Origin of the sequence: Nitrobacter winogradskyi Nb-255 (genome assembly GCF_000012725.1) — a bacterium.
GTDB classification, from domain to species: Bacteria; Pseudomonadota; Alphaproteobacteria; order Rhizobiales; family Xanthobacteraceae; genus Nitrobacter; species Nitrobacter winogradskyi.
In genome coordinates this window covers 151,851-168,425 of record NC_007406.1, presented here as the reverse complement: position 1 = coordinate 168,425, position 16,575 = coordinate 151,851, and the positions used below count along the sequence as shown (strand labels likewise).

The 16,575-nt window shown below is 62.9% G+C and carries 12 protein-coding genes, 1 tRNA gene and 2 riboswitches; of the genes, 4 read left to right on the top strand and 9 right to left on the bottom strand.

The features are described 5' to 3' along the window. Nucleotides 1-301: 301 nt before the first annotated feature. From NWI_RS00750 to NWI_RS00735, 4 genes are all read right to left on the bottom strand, one after another. Nucleotides 302-763, bottom strand: coding sequence for a hypothetical protein (locus tag NWI_RS00750; protein WP_041344631.1), 462 nt, complete (start codon nt 761-763; stop codon nt 302-304). A 469-nt stretch (nt 764-1,232) separates the two neighbouring features. Next, nucleotides 1,233-1,306 (bottom strand) — tRNA-Gly (locus NWI_RS00745). 279 nt (nt 1,307-1,585) lie between these two features. After that, on the bottom strand, nt 1,586-1,966 hold the full coding sequence (gene crcB / locus NWI_RS00740) for a fluoride efflux transporter CrcB (RefSeq protein WP_011313478.1): 381 nt from the start codon (nt 1,964-1,966) through the stop codon (nt 1,586-1,588). 146 nt (nt 1,967-2,112) lie between these two features. Then, a riboswitch (Fluoride riboswitch) is annotated at nt 2,113-2,173 on the bottom strand. Nucleotides 2,174-2,377: 204 nt separating this feature from the next. Beyond that, nucleotides 2,378-3,484, bottom strand: coding sequence for a 2'-deoxycytidine 5'-triphosphate deaminase (locus tag NWI_RS00735; RefSeq protein WP_011313477.1), 1,107 nt, complete (start codon nt 3,482-3,484; stop codon nt 2,378-2,380). Nucleotides 3,485-3,607: 123 nt separating this feature from the next. Next, nucleotides 3,608-3,687, top strand: a riboswitch (SAM riboswitch). A gap of 71 nt (nt 3,688-3,758) precedes the next feature. On the opposite strand from NWI_RS00735, the gene NWI_RS00730 reads away from it, so the two are divergent. Next, nucleotides 3,759-4,952: an O-succinylhomoserine sulfhydrylase gene (locus NWI_RS00730; protein ID WP_011313476.1), complete on the top strand. Its 1,194-nt coding sequence runs from the start codon at nt 3,759-3,761 to the stop codon at nt 4,950-4,952. A gap of 35 nt (nt 4,953-4,987) precedes the next feature. On the opposite strand, the gene NWI_RS00725 is transcribed toward NWI_RS00730, so the two are convergent. The 3 genes from NWI_RS00725 to NWI_RS00715 are packed head-to-tail and all read right to left on the bottom strand — an operon-like array spanning nt 4,988 to nt 7,973. Then, entirely contained in the window at nt 4,988-5,971 is a 984-nt protein-coding gene (locus NWI_RS00725) for an SGNH/GDSL hydrolase family protein (protein ID WP_011313475.1), read from the bottom strand. Beyond that, entirely contained in the window at nt 5,968-6,729 is a 762-nt protein-coding gene (locus NWI_RS00720; protein ID WP_011313474.1) for an SGNH/GDSL hydrolase family protein, read from the bottom strand. Before NWI_RS00720 ends, NWI_RS00725 begins: the two co-directional genes overlap by 4 nt. Beyond that, on the bottom strand, nt 6,726-7,973 hold the full coding sequence (locus NWI_RS00715; RefSeq protein ID WP_011313473.1) for an OpgC family protein: 1,248 nt from the start codon (nt 7,971-7,973) through the stop codon (nt 6,726-6,728). Before NWI_RS00715 ends, NWI_RS00720 begins: the two co-directional genes overlap by 4 nt. A gap of 409 nt (nt 7,974-8,382) precedes the next feature. Here NWI_RS00715 and apaG point away from each other — a divergent pair, with 409 nt between their 5' ends. Continuing rightward, nucleotides 8,383-8,778 (top strand): Co2+/Mg2+ efflux protein ApaG, encoded by a 396-nt coding sequence (gene apaG, locus NWI_RS00710; protein WP_041344629.1) that lies wholly within the window; start codon nt 8,383-8,385, stop codon nt 8,776-8,778. A gap of 124 nt (nt 8,779-8,902) precedes the next feature. Here the strand turns inward: apaG and NWI_RS00705 are convergent, their stop codons facing one another. Further along, the gene (locus NWI_RS00705; protein ID WP_011313471.1) at nt 8,903-9,907 is read right to left on the bottom strand and encodes an Hsp33 family molecular chaperone; all 1,005 of its coding nucleotides are present in this window, start codon (nt 9,905-9,907) and stop codon (nt 8,903-8,905) included. 315 nt (nt 9,908-10,222) lie between these two features. Here NWI_RS00705 and NWI_RS00700 point away from each other — a divergent pair, with 315 nt between their 5' ends. Together NWI_RS00700 and NWI_RS00695 are read left to right on the top strand one after the other, a co-directional pair. After that, the gene (locus NWI_RS00700) at nt 10,223-13,000 is read left to right on the top strand and encodes a [protein-PII] uridylyltransferase (protein WP_011313470.1); all 2,778 of its coding nucleotides are present in this window, start codon (nt 10,223-10,225) and stop codon (nt 12,998-13,000) included. Nucleotides 13,001-13,225: 225 nt separating this feature from the next. Beyond that, on the top strand, nt 13,226-15,430 hold the full coding sequence (locus tag NWI_RS00695; protein WP_011313469.1) for a transglycosylase domain-containing protein: 2,205 nt from the start codon (nt 13,226-13,228) through the stop codon (nt 15,428-15,430). A 207-nt stretch (nt 15,431-15,637) separates the two neighbouring features. Here the strand turns inward: NWI_RS00695 and NWI_RS00690 are convergent, their stop codons facing one another. Next, the gene (locus NWI_RS00690) at nt 15,638-16,474 is read right to left on the bottom strand and encodes a M48 family metallopeptidase (RefSeq protein WP_011313468.1); all 837 of its coding nucleotides are present in this window, start codon (nt 16,472-16,474) and stop codon (nt 15,638-15,640) included. Between the last annotated feature and the right edge of the window lie 101 nt (nt 16,475-16,575).

Below are 16,575 nucleotides of genomic sequence, written 5' to 3'. Positions count from 1 at the left end.
ATCGGAACGTGCGGAACGGGCCTGGAGCATTTTCGCTTCTGATTGAATCAGAGACGAAACTCCGGATTGTTGTTTGACGCGTTTCTCCACGCCAGCAGGTCATCCACTTTGCTTAAAAAAAGCGTCATGCAGGCAAGCGACGAGACCGGAAGCGTGTCGCGAAGACCACAGCGGTTCCGTCGTGCGCCACAGCGCCGCCAGCAGGGTGGGTTCAGATAAGGCCAGTCCCGCCCTTAAGGCAAGCGCAACCCGGCGCGATCACGTTGTGATGATTTGGCGTGTGATGAATGGCGATATGCAGTCAGCGCGCCGAAGAGGCCTGTGCGTCAAGATAGCACGGACGGTACATGTCAGCGAGTTGGCGGCCCCGCAGGAAGATCATGCGCTTTGTCAGGCCGCCGCGCTGCTTGATCCAGCGCTGCACCGCGGAGGGGTACATCGAATACAGCATATGGGTCGCTTCGGAGTTGATTACGGTGCGGCCGTTCGATCCGAGATCCCAGGCGGCATGAAACCCGAGAGCCGCGTGGGATGTCACGCAAATCCTGTCGTGCGGGACCGTCCCCAGAACGATGGTGCAGGCCGATGCGCACAGACCGTCGATGATGACGGACTGGCCGGAACTGCGAACGGCCTCGAATTTATCGATATAGGTTCCGATCCGGCCGCCCCGATCCTCACCGATCCGGACCACGGCTTCACTCGCGGCAACGTGCCCCAACACGAACACGGCTGCGAGCAATCCGGTCACGATCCTCGTCATCTGCCCCGATATCAATTCTTCGAACCCGCTAGATCACGACGATCTTGTATCGAATCGATCCAGAATCATGAACATGATCGATTCCAGTATGTAAGACCTTATGCGACGCCACAGCCCGCAGCCTCCGGCGGGATCGACGTTTTGTCCAGACCGTCGCGCTCTCTCGAATCAGATTCAAATCCAGTGTTGCCGCCACGCTGCACTTTCAGGCTGCACTTTCAGAAAGCGAAAACCGGTTTGTCGCGACGGCAGCGTTTCGAGCGGGATGGAATCCGGTTCGCGCGGAGAAAACGCGTCAAAACATAAAAGATAGATTCTGTCACCGTTTCCAGGAAGCGGTGTAAGGACTCGAGGCTGGCTATCCGCCAGATCGTGGATGGGTCCGCTCGACGTCGGACCAGCGGTTTCAGACCGGGACTCGATGCCGCCGATGCCGCGCCGAGCATTTCTTTGCCGCAAGCGGCGGTGCTGGAGCGGGCGAAGGGAATCGAACCCTCGTATGCAGCTTGGGAAGCTGCCGTTCTACCATTGAACTACGCCCGCCTATCGGCTTGCCGTCCCTGATGTAGCCGAAGGCGGCCGCGCCGCCAAGATGGTCGAGCGGACGAAGCGCCTCAGGAAGCGGTGAAGCAATCTAGCGTCTGGATCAACTGCGTTGAATCACACTCATCGCTTATTTGTCTGTTTGAGCATGATCCTGTCCGAAAACCGGTCCCCCCTTTGCGCTGGCGCGGCCCTTCTGGCCGGGATCATGCTCTAGAAATGGTTGTCTGGTCGCATTTTCTTACGGCGAACAGGTCATCCGCTTCGCCGGAAAATGCTCTAAATCACCCGCACGATCTGGATACCCGCGATCAGCGCGCCGACGGATAACACGACGGAACCGATCATGTAGGCGGCGGCCGACGCCATTTCGCCGCGCTCGATCAGATAGAACGTATCCAGCGAGAAAGTGGAGAACGTGGTGTAGCCACCGCAGATTCCGACAACAAGGAAGATGCGCGCGGCTTGAGGCAAACTCCACCGGACGGCGAACAGGCCCGCGAATATTCCGATCAGAAGCGATCCCGTGACATTGATGAACAGCGTCCCCCATGGAAACTTCGGGCCCAGCCATTTGCCGAAGCCGATGCCGACGAGATAGCGGGCCACCGATCCCAGCGCCCCGCCGGCCGCGACGGCCAGGATGAATGTCCACTTCAAAGCTTTTGCTCCGCCCGTGGTTGTCCGGCCGTGCGCCAGCCATCATCGTCTCCCCTCAGGCAGACTTGCAGCGGATTCAGAGACTTGATCATCAGCGCCCTTTCTCGGGCGCAGCGGGGAGGAAACAGCTCCTACCGACGCGAAAGCGCCCGGTAGGAGTCATCAGCCTTGCGGCGGTTATCGGGGGACTCCATCCCCATCGATTTCGCTCATGCTAGAGCATGATCCCGAAAAGTGGAAGCCGGTTTTCGAACAAGATCATGCTCGATCAAAAGATGAGGCTATAGCGTTTTCAAGCGAAGCATGTCCTCGGGCTTGACCCGAGGATGGAATTGGTTCGCGTGAAGAAAACGCGTCAAAAAACCTGGAGTCTTCCGTCTCTGACGGAATCAACAGCAGACCTTGACGATCCTACAGCCGAAAATGCTTCGACAGCTTGAGGCCCTGGGCCTGGTAGTTGGAGCCGATGCGCTGGCCGTACATCGCGTCGGGCCGCGCCAGCATCTTCTCATAGACCAGGCGGCCGACGATCTGGCCATGCTCGAGAATGAACGGCACCTCGCGCGAGCGCACTTCCAGCACCGCGCGCGACCCCTCCCCACCGGCGCCGGCATAGCCGAAGCCGGGATCGAAGAAGCCCGCATAATGCACACGGAATTCGCCGACCAGAGGATCGAACGGCACCATTTCCGCGGCATAGTCCGGAGGCACCTGCACCGCTTCCTTCGAGGCGAGGATATAGAACTCGCCGGGATCGAGGATCAGGCTGGCGTCCGGACGCGCCGCGATCGGCTCCCAGAACTCGCCAACCGCATAGCCGCCGCGGCGATCGATGTCGATGACGCCGGTATGGCGCTTGGCGCGATAGCCGACAAAGCCGTGGGCCTGCGCGCCCGAGAGATCGACGCTAAGCGCCACGCCGTTGACGAAATCGGTGTCGTCGCTATCGACGAGCCGCTCGCTCGCATGCAGGGCGTCGAGTTCGTCGGCGTCGAGAACGGCGTCGCCCGAGCGGAAGCGGACCTGCGACAGCCGCGAGCCCTCGCGCAGCAACACCGGAAACGTCTTGGGACTGATCTCGGCATAGAGCGGGCCATGATAGCCGGCGCCGATCATGTCGAAACTCCGGGTGCCGTCGGCGATGACGCGTGTGAACACGTCGAGACGGCCTGTCGAGCTTTTTGGATTGGCGGCGGCGACGATCTCGGGCGGAAGGGCCAGGCTCTCCAGCAACGGCACGATGTAAACGCAGTTGGTCTCCAGCACCGCGCCGTCGGAAAGGTCGATTTCGTGCAGCTTCAGTTCGTCGATGCGTTCAGCGACGGTCGCGTCCGGCCCCGGCAGAAAACTGGCGCGCACGCGATAGGCGGTCGCGCCGAGCCGCAGATCAAGGCTTGCCGGCTGGATCTGACTCTCGACGAACGGGTATTCGGGGAGGATCAGCCCCGCATCCGCCATCGCCGCGATCATGCGGTCGGGCAGGATGCCGTTGGCGTCGCGCGGAAGCGTGAATGACACGATGTCGTCCTTGCGGGGTGAGCGATATCGACCCGAGGACAGGCACTTTTACCGGTAATCCCGACAGGCGCAACGCGAATGTCAATCGATCGGCTTGACGGGCGAGAGACGCCGGACTAGGCATACGTCTCCCGTGGTGATTTGAGCCGGCCGGCTTGCAGCCACGTTAAACAAGTCGCTAAACAGGCCGGGGACAATGTGATCCCGGCTTGTGGAATTTTTCCAGGCCGGTTTTTTTGTGACCGCTTTCCACGGCGGTCATGCAGGAGATCATATGTCCGAAACCAAGTCCGCACCCCGCTATCATCCTGAGACCCGGCTGGTTCATTCCGGCACGCTGCGCTCGCAGTTCGCCGAGACCTCGGAAGCCCTTTTCCTCACTCAAGGCTACGTCTACGACACCGCCGAACAATGCGAGGCGCGGTTCAAGGGCGACGATCCCGGTTTCATCTATTCGCGCTACTCCAACCCCACCGTCGCGATGTTCGAGCAGCGCATGGCCGCGCTCGAAGGCGCGGAAACCGCGCGCGCGCTCGCGACCGGCATGGCCGCGGTGACCACCGCGATACTCGCGCCGCTGAAGGCCGGCGATCATGTGGTGGCGGCGAAGGCCTTGTTCGGCTCCTGCCGCTATGTGGTCGAAGATCTGCTGCCGCGCTACGGCATCGAGTCCACGCTGGTCGACGGCCTTGATCTGGATCAATGGCGCAAGGCCATGCGTCCGAACACAAAAACCTGCTTCATCGAAAGCCCGACCAATCCGACGCTCGACGTGCTCGACATCGGCGGCATCGCCGAAATCGCGCATCAGGCCGGCGCGCGGCTGATCGTCGACAACGTGTTCGCGACCCCGATCTGGCAAAGCCCGCTGGCGCTCGGCGCCGACGTCGTGGTGTATTCGGCCACCAAGCACATCGACGGCCAGGGGCGGACGCTCGGCGGCGTCATCCTGTCGTCGAACGCTTTCGTCCAGGAGCACCTCCAGACCTTCATACGCCAGACCGGTCCGTCGATCTCGCCGTTCAACGCCTGGATCCTGCTGAAGGGATTGGAGACGCTGGGCGTGCGCGTACGCCAGCAGACCGATAGCGCCGCGGCGATTGCGGAGGTGCTGGCGTCGCACCCGAAGGTGTCCCGCCTCGTCTATCCCGGCCGGCCGGACCATCCGCAGGCGGCGCTGGTGAAGAAGCAGATGCGCGCCGGATCGACGCTGATCGGATTCGAGGTCAAGGGCGGCAAGGCGGCGGCGTTCCGCTGTCTCAACGCACTGAAGATCGCGCGCATCTCCAACAACCTCGGCGACGCCAAAAGTCTCGTCACCCATCCGGCCACCACCACCCATCAGCGGCTCGCCCCGGAGATCCGCGCCGGGCTTGGCATCGGCGAAAGCTTCATCCGCTATTCGGTCGGTCTCGAACACAAGGACGACCTGATCGAGGATCTCGTCACCGCGCTGGAAAAGGCGTGATGCATTGTCCCTCCCCTTGCGGGAGAGGAACAATCTCACAACGGCCGATTGACCGTCGCGGCCGGCTGTAGCCTGACGCCCGCCTGAACCTGATCCACCGACCTGATGATGTCATCGCCGAGCAACTGGGCGAAACAGGCATAGCCCCAGTCGTTCATGTGAAGACCATCCTTGGTCACGAAGGTGTCGAACGGCAGCGACTGCCGGTCGTGCCAGTCGCGCATGACCTCAAAGCGAGGGAAAATCCCGACATGGCGGTGGTGCGCCACCTTGTTCAGCAGACGGATCATCCTGTCGGCGGTCTCGCCCCTGGCGTTCACGGCCGGCGCGTATTGCGGATCGACCAGGACCAGATCGGCCCCGGAGGCCTGAATGGTCGCGACGCCGTCTTCGACGGTCTTCACCGTGCTCGCGGGATCGAGATCGCGTAGCACGGCGTTGGTTCCGACCTGCCAGATCACCATGTCCGGCTTGGCATCGATCACTTCCGTCCGCAGCCGCTTTATCATTTCGGGCGCGTCCTCGCCGCCCTTGCCGCGATTGAGCACCGTGATGGCCGCGGCCGGATATTTGCGGTGCAACTGGGCCGCCAGCCGGTTCGGATAATTGAATTCGGGCGACGTCGCGCCGTGACCTTGCGTCGATGACGAACCAAAGGCGACGATGACAACCGCCTTGTGGGCGGCGAGCTTGGCCGCCACATGAGGCAGCGCCCCGGTCGACTGCGATATGCCCTTCGGCGGCAGACAGGGGACGCGGTCGAAGATGTCGCGAACTGAGGCAGCCATTGCCGCTGTCTTGTCGGCGACCGTTCCGGACAGGCCCGGCGCCGGCATACCGGTGCCGGCAGTCGCAGCGCCGAGTGACGGGGACGCGGACAGTTCCGCGCTGCTCCCCGGCAACGCCGCGGCGTTGGCCGGCGCTGTTTGCGCTACCGCGCGCGAGGCCGCCGCGCCCGCCAGCATGAGCGCCAGCGCCACCGGGCCGGCGGTTCTGAAGATGCGGCTGTTGACCATCATTGGCGTCGAGCCTCCGGTTCGGCGGAGTTGATGCGGGCGGTGTTGATCAAGAAGGTCGACAAGGCGCGGCCGAGACAACTGTGAACGCGCTTGGCAAGGCTTGCTCCATGCACCGGGCTGAACAGATCGAACTCACCGCGCTCGTTCCACTGGGTCATGATCGTAAAGCGATCGAACACCGGAACGTCGCGCTGCTGCGCGACCAGGCGCATGTTGTCGATGTAGGCGTTCATCGAGACCATGGTTTCCGTGCGTGGACTGTACTGCATGTTCATCAGCACGACGTCCGCCCCGGCGTTCCGCAGCACGGTCACGCCCTCATCGATGGCCTCGCGAAACTCGTCGATGTCAACGGACCGGATGGCGTCGACGATGCCGGTCTGCCAAACCACCAGGGTTGACCGTGTCGCCGCCACGAGCTTGCCGAGACCGGGAGCGACATCACCGGCGGTCTTGCGCGGGGTCAGTTCCACGGACACGTTAACGGGGATGCCCGGCAGTTTCTCGCGAAGCGCGGCCTGCAATTTCACCGGATAAGCCTCACCCTCGGCTCCGGAAATCGTCGAGGAACGGCTGCCCACCACCAGGATGTTGAGCGGGCCGCCTGCTTTGACGACTGATGCGACGCGGGACAGCGTACTGTCGCTGGTCAGCAGATAGGCAGGTACATCGCAGTTCTTGGTTTGATCAGAGCATCCGGAGACGCCGGCCGATGAAGCGGCCAGCACGATCAAGGCCGACGCCAAGCCGGTCCTCATGCTCCTCCTCCCGCAAGATCCGCGTCGCCGTCGGCGGATTTGGCGCGGCTTCCGCCCTTGCCGGCAACCCCCTTGTACCATGAAAACACCCATGCGGCTGCGCACATGATCAGGATTCCGCAAACGCTGATCAGGAAGTGAACCACGGCGCCGCCAGAGTACTCCGCGAGGATGAATTGCCCGGCGAAGGCCAGAAAGACCCCGATGCAGAAGATCTGCAGCGAATGCTGGCCGCACAGGATCAGCGGCCGCAACCACGGCGAGGCCAGTCCCGGCCAATGCTTCGGCAGGAACCGGACGGTCAGCGCGGCGAGCGCCACGAAGTGCATGAAGCGCAGCACGTCGAGGTTGGTCTTGTCGATCGGATACATCCACTGTTCAGCAATGTGCGGCATGAAATGATTGAGCCGCGGCACATGCCAGGTCAGCGTCGTGTAGAAGGCGAACAGCAGGTAGGCGGCGCAGATCGAAAGCGTCGCCGGCGAGGACAGAATGCGCGACATGCGCTTCGCGCCGCCGAGCGCGCACCACGCGCCAAACACGAACAGCAGTTGCCAGGCGAACGGATTGAAGAACCACACCCCGTTGGGATAGGCGGGCAGCGCCAGGCCGAAGCACCAGGTCAGCCCATAGAGGCCGGCCGACAGCGCCAGGGCCAGCCCGGCGCTGCGCTGCATCACCAGCAGCACCAGAGGAAAGAACAGCATCAGCGCGACGTAGAGCGGCAGCACGTCCATGTTGACCGGCCGGAACTTCAGGAGCAGCGCCTGCACGATGGTGACGTCGGGCTGTTTGAGAAAATCGAGGATGCCCATCTCCTCGGTGTAAAGCGGGTTCTCGGAACTGCTCGCGACGTAGGAAATCTCGGCAAGGAAAATCGTGAACAGAACGATGTGTGCGACGTAAATTTGCCAGACGCGCCTGAGAATGCGCGCTGCGGCGACGATAAACCCGCGCTCGCGCATGGCGCGTCCGTAAACGAGGGCGGCGGTATAGCCCGAGATGAAGATGAAAATTTCGGTGGCGTCACTGAAGCCGTAATTGCGGATGGTGAGCCAGGTCAGGAGGTTCTGCGGCAGATGATCGATGAAGATCAGCCATAAGGCGAACCCACGCAACAGATCGAGCCGCAACTCGCGCTCGCGCGGCGGAGTCGGAATCAGAACGACCGGCGCATCGCGCTTGACGCTTGCGGGGCTCGCTTTGGTGCGAACTCCGACAACCTGATCGATAACTGGCGGCATAGGGTTGGTTTCGATACGACATCTCGATCACCTGCGCGATCGAGATGGATTTACGGGAGAGCAGCTTCACGCTAGAGCCTTTTCGCTTCTGATGGAATCAGAAGCGAGGCCCTATAACCTTGATTTAACGCGTTTTCTTCACGCGAACCGATCACCCGCTCCGCGAAAACGCTATAGCAGTGACAAAAAGGCAATATTGTCGCCGCGATCTTCGTGCGGAACCGGGCTGGCGCACGATCACGGTCGAAGTGGGGCTGGCTCATGCGCCAGTTTTGGCTATGATCGCCCCGATACTATAGCGTTTTCGAGCGAAGTGGACACCGGTTCGCGTGAAGAAAACGTGTTTAATCAAGATCTGAGAGCCTCGCTTCTGATTCCATCAGAAGCGAAAGGCTCTAGAGAGTTTGCGATGTACCGAGCCGTTACCCGCCATATCGAAGTTACCGTCGAACCGAATTTCATGCCGGAGAGATCGTCCGCCGAGCGAGGCCATTTTTTCTGGTCGTATACGGTGGTTATCACCAATGCCGGCCCCGATACCGTGCAGTTGCGCACCCGGCACTGGATCATCACCGACGCCTCCGGGCGAAAGCAGGAAGTCCGCGGCGAGGGCGTGGTCGGCGAGCAGCCGGTGCTGGCGCCGGGGGAGCGTTTCGAATACACGAGCGGCGTTCCGCTACCGACCGCAACCGGATTCATGAGCGGACGCTACCAGATGATCTCGATCCGAAGCGGCGAACCCTTCGAAATAGACGTTCCGACGTTCTCGCTCGACAGCCCCGACAGCAAGCGCGTGCTGAACTGAGCAGCAGCCTGACCAAAAGGCCGGGCCGGCGCCGAGTGGAACCGCGTTTCGGCTACGTTCCGGATCGCTTTCGCTTCTGATGCCATCAGAAGCGAAAAGGCCCTGGGTCGCGTCCCGGTCGCGCCTACTCCACGCCGGCTTCCCGCGGCGTGAACTCGTACACTGAATTGCAGAACTCGCAGGTCACGGCGACCTTGCCATCCTGCACCATGCCCGAGCGGTCTTCCAGCGCAAAACTCTTCAGCATCGCCTCCACGGCGTCGCGCGAGCATGAACACCGCGCATGCAGCGCCTGCGACGAAAACACCATCACGCCGCGCTCATGGAACAGGCGATAAAGCAGGCGTTCACCGGACAGGTCGGGATCGATCAGTTCGAGATCCTCGACGGTGCCGATCAGCGATTGACCCTCGACCCAGGCATCATCATCGGCCACGGTATGCACGGCTTCGCCATCGGGGGCATCTCCGGGAGGGAGATCGGCCTGGCGGGCGCGCTCCGGCGCCTTGGGCAGGAATTGCAGCAGCATGCCGCCGCCACGCCAGCCACGCTTCGGACCGCTCCCGTCCCTGCGCCATTCCTCGCCAACCGCGAGCCGCACCCGCGTCGGAATCTGTTCCGAGCGCAGGAAATATTCATGCGCCGCGTCTTCGAGGCTGCCGCCCTCCAGCGCCACAAGCCCCTGATAGCGGCTCATGTCCGGACCTTGATCGATGGTCATCGCAAGATGGCCGCGGCCCAGTAGCGCGCCGGCGTCGGAAGCATCGCCGAGCCGGGCCTCGTCGAACCGGGCATAGGCCCGCAGCCGGGCCGGCGCGCGAAAGTCCACGATCAGGAACGACACCGGCCCGTCGGTCTGGGTCTGCAGGATGAACCGGCCCTCGAACTTGAGCGAGGAGCCAAGCAGCGTCGTCAGCACGATCGCCTCGCCGAGCAGCTTGGCGACCGGCGCGGGATAGTCGTGCCGGGCCAGCAGTTCGTCGAGCGCCGGCCCGAGCCGGGTCAGTCGTCCGCGCAGGTCCAGCGCGCCCACCTCGAACGGAATCACGGCGTCATCGACCGGAACGGATGACGGCGCGCGCACGGAAGGTTCGCGCAAAGCGGCGGGGTCGGATGTTTGTGAGGTCATGCCGCTTTATCTGGGGTCGGAGACGCGGGATCGAAACCCCTCGAAACCGGATTCTGCGTGCTTGCTGGCGCTGTGCTGCAACACTCGAAATATCCGGATCGACCTTATTCAAAGCATATACCAACGGATGGTTGGAAGGAAAAAAGCATTTCACGTCAAATGTTTGACTGCATCCCTCAACGATGGATGATATTCTGGACAACGCCTGTCGGGGCACGTCATTGCTCAAAACCGGTGACGTGAAGCATGGATCCGTCACATGCCGCTCACAAACTGCGGTGACAGCGCGCACGGCCTCCGCTATCCGGATAAGCGATGGTCCTCCCCACGACAAAAGACGCGACGGCGGCCGGCGCCGGTTTCGATACCGTCCGGATCATCGGCGACATCGACGCGCTGGCCGAAAAGCACGCCGGGCACGAGGACGTTTTCCGGTCCGCCGTCTCCAGGCTGTTGAAGGCCGAACTCGCCAAGGTGCGCGATGCGGCGCAGGCGAAGCTTCTGCGCGACCGTCACGGGCGGCACTGCGCCGAATGGCTTTGCTTCGTCCAGGACGAAATCATCCGCCTGTCGTTTTCGGCCGCGACCCGTCATCTCTATCACTCCCCCATCCCGTCCGATGGCGAACGAATGGCCGTGGTGGCGACCGGTGGCTACGGACGCGGACTGATGGCGCCGGAGTCGGATATCGATCTGCTGTTCATCCTGCCCTACAAGCAGACCGCGTGGGGCGAACAGGTCGCCGAGGCCATCCTGTATTGCCTGTGGGACATGGGCCTGAACGTCGGTCACGCGACGCGCTCGGTCAATGAATCGATCCGGCAAGCGCGGCGCGACATGACGGTCCGCACCGGGATTCTGGAAGCCCGCTTCCTCACCGGCGACCGTGCGCTTTACGATGAACTGATCAGCCGCTTCGACACCGAAGTGGTGCAGGGAACGGCGGCGGAATTCGTCGCCGCCAAACTTGCAGAGCGGGAGGAGCGCCATCACCGCGCCGGCCAGTCGCGCTATCTGGTCGAACCCAACGTCAAGGACGGCAAGGGCGGACTGCGCGACCTGCATACGCTGTTCTGGATCGCGAAGTATGTCTACCGGGTGCGTGAAAGCCACGAACTGCTCCGGCGCAATGTCTTCGATGTGCGCGAGTATCGGACCTTTCGCCGTTGCGCCGATTTCCTGTGGTCGGTGCGTTGCAACCTGCACTTTGCGACGGGGCGGGCCGAGGAGCGGCTGTCATTCGACTTGCAACGCGAGATCGCGGTGCGGCTCGGATACACGTCTCATCCCGGCATGCAGGATGTCGAACGCTTCATGAAGCACTACTTCCTGACCGCCAAGGATGTCGGCGACCTGACCGCCATTTTGTGCGCGAAGCTCGAGGATCAGCAGGCCAAGCCGGCGCCGGTGCTCAGCCGCGCGATGTCGAAGCCGCCTGGCGCGGAGGTCCGCCGGGTTCCGGACAGCGATGACTTCATCATCGACAACAACCGCATCAATCTCGCCGCGCCCGACCTCTTCAAGCGCGACCCCGTCAACCTGATCCGCCTGTTCCGCCTCGCGCAGAAAAATAACCTGGCCTTCCATCCGGACGCGCTGCGGATGGTGAGGCGGTCACGACGGCTGATCAACGCGCAGCTTCGCGAGGACCCCGAATCCAACCGGCTGTTCATCGAGATCCTGACCTCGAACGACGCGGAGACCGTGCTGCGCCGGATGAACGAGACCGGAGTACTGGGTGAGTTCATCCGCGCCTTCGGCAAGATCGTCTCGATGATGCAGTTCAACATGTACCATCACTACACGGTGGACGAGCATCTGATCCGTTGCATCGGCATCCTTCAGGACATCGAGCGCGGCGACAATGACGAGGTCGCTCTCGCCGGCGAACTGATGCGCACGATAAATCCCGAACACCGGCCCGTCATTTACATCGCCACCCTGCTTCACGACGTTGCGAAGGGCCGGCCAGAAGACCATTCGATCGCGGGCGCCAGGGTGGCCCGCCGGTTATGCCCGCGCCTTGGCTTCAACGCCGCCGACACCGAGCTGGTCGCATGGCTGATCGAGCAGCATCTGACGATGTCCAAGGTGGCTCAGTCCCGCGACCTCTCCGATCGCAAGACCATCGAGAACTTCGCGGCCGTGGTGCAGTCGGTCGAACGGATGAAGCTCCTGACCATCCTGACGACCGCCGATATCCGCGGAGTCGGTCCCGGCGTCTGGAACGGCTGGAAGGCGCAGCTGCTTCGTACTCTTTATTACGAGACGGAACCCGTTCTGACCGGCGGCTTCTCCGAGGTCAACCGCGCGCAGCGCATGGCGGCGGCCGAGGCCGAGTTCCGCGCCGCCTTCACCGAATGGTCCGGCCATGAGCTCAATGCCTACATCGCCCGGCATTACCCGGCTTACTGGCTCAAGGTCGATCTCGAGCACAAGATCAGGCATGCGCGCTTTCTGCGCGCCAGCGAACAAAGCGGCAGGAAGCTCAACATCAACGTCGGCTTCGATGAGGCGCGCGGCGTCACCGAGCTGACGATCCTTGCCGCCGACCATCCCTGGCTGCTGTCGATCATCGCCGGAGCCTGCGCGTCGGCGGGCGCCAACATCGTCGACGCCCAGATCTACACCACCACCGACGGGCAGGCGCTCGATACCATCGCGATCTCACGCGAATACGAGCGCGACGAGGACGAAGGCCGGCGCGCCGCGCGCATCGCCGAGATCATCGAGCAGGTGCTCGAAGGCCGGTTGCGCCTGCCCGACGTCATGCCGAGCCGCGCCGCCGGCAAGAGGCTGCGGCCGTTTGTTGTCGAACCCAAGGTCACCATCAACAATCAATGGTCGGACCGCCACACCATGATCGAGGTTTCAGGGCTGGATCGTCCCGGGCTTCTGTTCCAGCTCACCACGGCGATCTCGAAGCTCAATCTCAACATCGCCTCCGCCCACGTCGCGACATTCGGCGAGCGAGCGCGCGACGTGTTCTACGTCACCGACCTGCTCGGCGCCCGGATCACCGCTCCGACGCGGCAGGCCGCGATCAAGCGCGCGCTGGTCCACCTGCTCGCCAGCGGCAACACCGCGGAATAACCCGATCGTCGCGCCCGTAATCCGGACGCGGATCATTCTGCCTGGGCGCGCCGTTCCGCGCTACAGCCCTAATTTTGCGTAAACTCTCAGGTAACCGCGCCTTAAAGCCCGGCCGCTAGGGTCTCCCTTGATTTTGAGGTTCGCATCAAGGATTGCTGCGGAGACACGCGAGCGTCGAAATCGGCACACTGACGTGCGGTGAAATCGGCGTAAGCGTTGTTGCGTATGGCATTGGGACAAAAAAAGCGGAGCGGGCGCAAGGAGCCGGTATTCAGCGGGTTCGCGGCTTCGCTTACGGAGCTGCGCCTCAATCCGCTCGACCGCGTCACGATTGCCGACGACAAGCCGGCCAGGCGAACCCCGCCGCGCAAAAAGGCAACCGCTCCGCGAAGCGAGGCGCCGCGCAAGCCGCCAGGCGGCCGCAAGGGGCAAGCGAAGAAGCGGAAGCGAGCGGGCCTCTCGCGGCTGTTTTACTGGAGCGCCGTGGTCGCCTTGTGGTCGGTGATCGCTGTCGTCGGCGTGCTGATCTATGTCGGGGCGCATCTGCCGCCGATCCAGTCGTTGGAAATTCCAAAACGCCCGCCGACGATTCAGATCGTCGCCGCGGACGGCAGCGTGCTGGCGACGCGCGGCGAGATGGCCGGAAGCAACGTCGCACTCAAGGAGCTGCCGAGCTATTTGCCGAACGCCTTCATCGCGATCGAGGACCGCCGGTTCCATTCGCATTATGGCGTCGACCCGCTCGGCATCCTGCGCGCCGCCGTCGCCAACGTGCTGCACCGCGGCGTATCGCAGGGCGGCTCGACGCTGACCCAGCAGCTCGCCAAGAACCTGTTCCTGACCCAGGAGCGCACGCTTGAGCGGAAACTCCAGGAGGTCGAACTCGCGCTCTGGCTGGAGCGCAAGCACACCAAGGCGCAGATTCTCGAACTTTACCTCAACCGCGTCTATTTCGGGTCCGGCGCGTATGGCATCGAGGCGGCGGCGCAGAAGTATTTTGGGAAGCCCGCGAAGAACGTCACGCTCGCGGAGGCCGCCATGCTGGCCGGTCTCGTCAAGTCGCCCTCGCGGCTCGCGCCGGATCGCAATCCGGAAGGCGCCGAGGCCCGCGCCAAGATCGTGCTTGCCGCGATGGCCGACGCTCATCTCATCACCGGGCAACAGGCGCGCGCCGCCACCGCCAAACCCTCTTATGCGATGAAGCCGGCAAGCGCCGGCACCGCCAACTACGTCGCCGACTGGGTCGGCGAAGTGCTCGATGACCTGGTGGGCCAGGTCGATCAGAACATCATCGTTGAGACGACCATCGATCCGAAACTGCAGAGCGCGGCGGAAGCCGCCCTGATCGACGAGCTGGCGGCGAAAAGCATCAAGTTCAATGTCAGCCAGGGCGCGTTGGTGGCGATGACACCCGATGGCGCCATCCGCGCCATGGTCGGCGGCCGCAACTACGCCGACAGCCAGTTCAATCGCGCGACCATGGCGAAGCGCCAGCCCGGCTCCGCGTTCAAGCCGTTTGTATATCTGGCCGCGATCGAGGCCGGCCTGACGCCCGAGACGATCCGTCAGGATGCTCCGCTCGATATCAAAGGCTGGCGGCCGGAGAATTATACGCATGAGTATTTCGGCGCGGTGACGCTGACCCAGGCGCTCGCTATGTCTCTCAATACCGTCGCCGTCCGGCTCGGACTGGAAGTCGGAGCTGGAAAAGTGGTGCGAACCGCGCACCGCCTCGGTATCACGTCGAAACTTGAGCCGAACGCATCCATCGCGCTCGGCACCTCGGAGGTGTCGCCGCTTGAACTGGTCGGCGCCTTCGCGCCGTTCGCCAATGGCGGATATGCCGCGGGTCCCCATGTCGTCGAACGCGTCCGGACCGCAGGCAACAACAAGCTTCTCTATGCGCGCGGCAAGGAACGGCCCGATCGCGTGATCGATCCGCGCGCGGTCGCCATGATGAACACGATGATGGAGCAAACGCTCATCAACGGCACCGCGCGCAAGGCCGAGATTCCGGGATGGACGGCGGCCGGCAAGACCGGCACCAGCCAGGATTTTCGCGATGCATGGTTCATCGGCTATACGGCGCGGCTCGTAACCGGAGTCTGGCTCGGCAACGACGACAATACGCCGACCCGCAAGGCGACCGGAGGCAGCCTGCCGGTGGAGGTGTGGAGCCGCTTCATGCGCGCTGCGCATCAAGGTGTGCGGCCCGAACCGATTCCCGGCACGCAGCGGAGCGGCTTCCCGCCTGAAGTGGCGCAGTTCGGCCAGCCGGCCGACGCGCCGGTACGGGCGGCCTCGCCCACGCTCGGGCGGTCGCCGCCGCCGCCGATACCGCAGCCGGCGCGGGCCGATGCGCGGCCGCAACCTGCCAGCGGGCTCGGACTCGACGGCTGGCTGAACGACCGCCTGTTCGGCGGGCGATAGTTTATCGCTTCTGAATCAGAAGCGAGGCTCTACGATATTGATTTGACGCGTTTTCTTTCCGGCGAACCGGATCCACTTCGCTCGAAAACGCTATCGGAAATCATCTCCTTCATTTTTAAGGAACGCGTCATCGCAGCACTGCGCGCGCTCTCTCCCGCTCGCGGGGAAGTTGACAATCGCTCGTCGCGATTCCGGCCGTTCCCGCGATCAATCCTGAATGCCGTAGCGATGAAGGTCGTTGCCTTCAACGTCGAGCCACTTCTTGGCCCGCTCGACATGTTTGCAGACGCGAGCGACCACCTTCCAGAATCGCGGCGAGTGATTCATTTCGACGAGGTGGGCAACCTCGTGCGCGGCGAGATAATCCAGCACGAACGGCGGCGCCAGAATGAGCCGCCAAGAGAATGACAGCGACCCGGCGGACGTGCACGATCCCCAGCGACTCGATTGGTCGCGGATCGAGATACGCCTGACCTTGACGCCAAGCGCATCGGCGTAACGCTGCGAGGCTTTTTGCAAGTCTTGCCGCGCTTCCCGTTTCAGGAAATCGTGGACGCGCCGGTCGAGATATTCGAGTCCGCCGGCGACACAAAGAATCCGCTCGCCGCTGTCGCGCGTCTCGGTCCACACCGTGCCGCGCTCGCCGGCGCGATGCACGATCCGATGGGCGACGCCGCGCAGCGGAATGACCGCGCCATGCTGGAAGGGAGCCGCCTTCGGCAGACGCCCGAGACGCGCCGCGATCCAGCCGCCGTGACGTTGCGCGAAGTCCTTGGCTTCCGCGAGCGTTCCTCGTGGCGGCATTGTCAGGATCGCTTCGCGGTCACTCGGATGGATTCGCAAGGTGTAGCGGCGCGCGCGGCGATGCCGTCGCAAGCGGACGGAATAAATCTGGGATCCGTGCTTGATGAGAAGCCGGGACGGTTCAGCGGGGCGTCGGTAAAGAAGTGCGCGGGCCATATCTGCAAATCCGGAAGGGGAGATACCGCCCGGATTTTGCCATATCCGACGCCACTCAAACCGTTCGGCGCAAAAACAAATCATTTGCCCAATATACAGCGTTAACGAGTTGTGATCAGGCTATATAGGGGGTGTGGGAACACATCGATCCCGGATTTCCTCGCTGAACCAGATACCGACATGGA

Coding starts and splice junctions, on each gene's coding strand:
- NWI_RS00730 (WP_011313476.1), top strand. CDS start 3,759: ATGTCCGAAACCAAGTCCGCACCCCGCTATCATCCTGAGACCCGGCTG.
- NWI_RS00700 (WP_011313470.1), top strand. CDS start 10,223: ATGGTCCTCCCCACGACAAAAGACGCGACGGCGGCCGGCGCCGGTTTC.
- NWI_RS00695 (WP_011313469.1), top strand. CDS start 13,226: ATGGCATTGGGACAAAAAAAGCGGAGCGGGCGCAAGGAGCCGGTATTC.
- NWI_RS00750 (WP_041344631.1), bottom strand. CDS start 763: ATGACGAGGATCGTGACCGGATTGCTCGCAGCCGTGTTCGTGTTGGGG.
- NWI_RS00705 (WP_011313471.1), bottom strand. CDS start 9,907: ATGACCTCACAAACATCCGACCCCGCCGCTTTGCGCGAACCTTCCGTG.
- NWI_RS00715 (WP_011313473.1), bottom strand. CDS start 7,973: ATGCCGCCAGTTATCGATCAGGTTGTCGGAGTTCGCACCAAAGCGAGC.
- NWI_RS00725 (WP_011313475.1), bottom strand. CDS start 5,971: ATGATGGTCAACAGCCGCATCTTCAGAACCGCCGGCCCGGTGGCGCTG.
- apaG (WP_041344629.1), top strand. CDS start 8,383: ATGTACCGAGCCGTTACCCGCCATATCGAAGTTACCGTCGAACCGAAT.
- NWI_RS00720 (WP_011313474.1), bottom strand. CDS start 6,729: ATGAGGACCGGCTTGGCGTCGGCCTTGATCGTGCTGGCCGCTTCATCG.
- NWI_RS00690 (WP_011313468.1), bottom strand. CDS start 16,474: ATGATTTGTTTTTGCGCCGAACGGTTTGAGTGGCGTCGGATATGGCAA.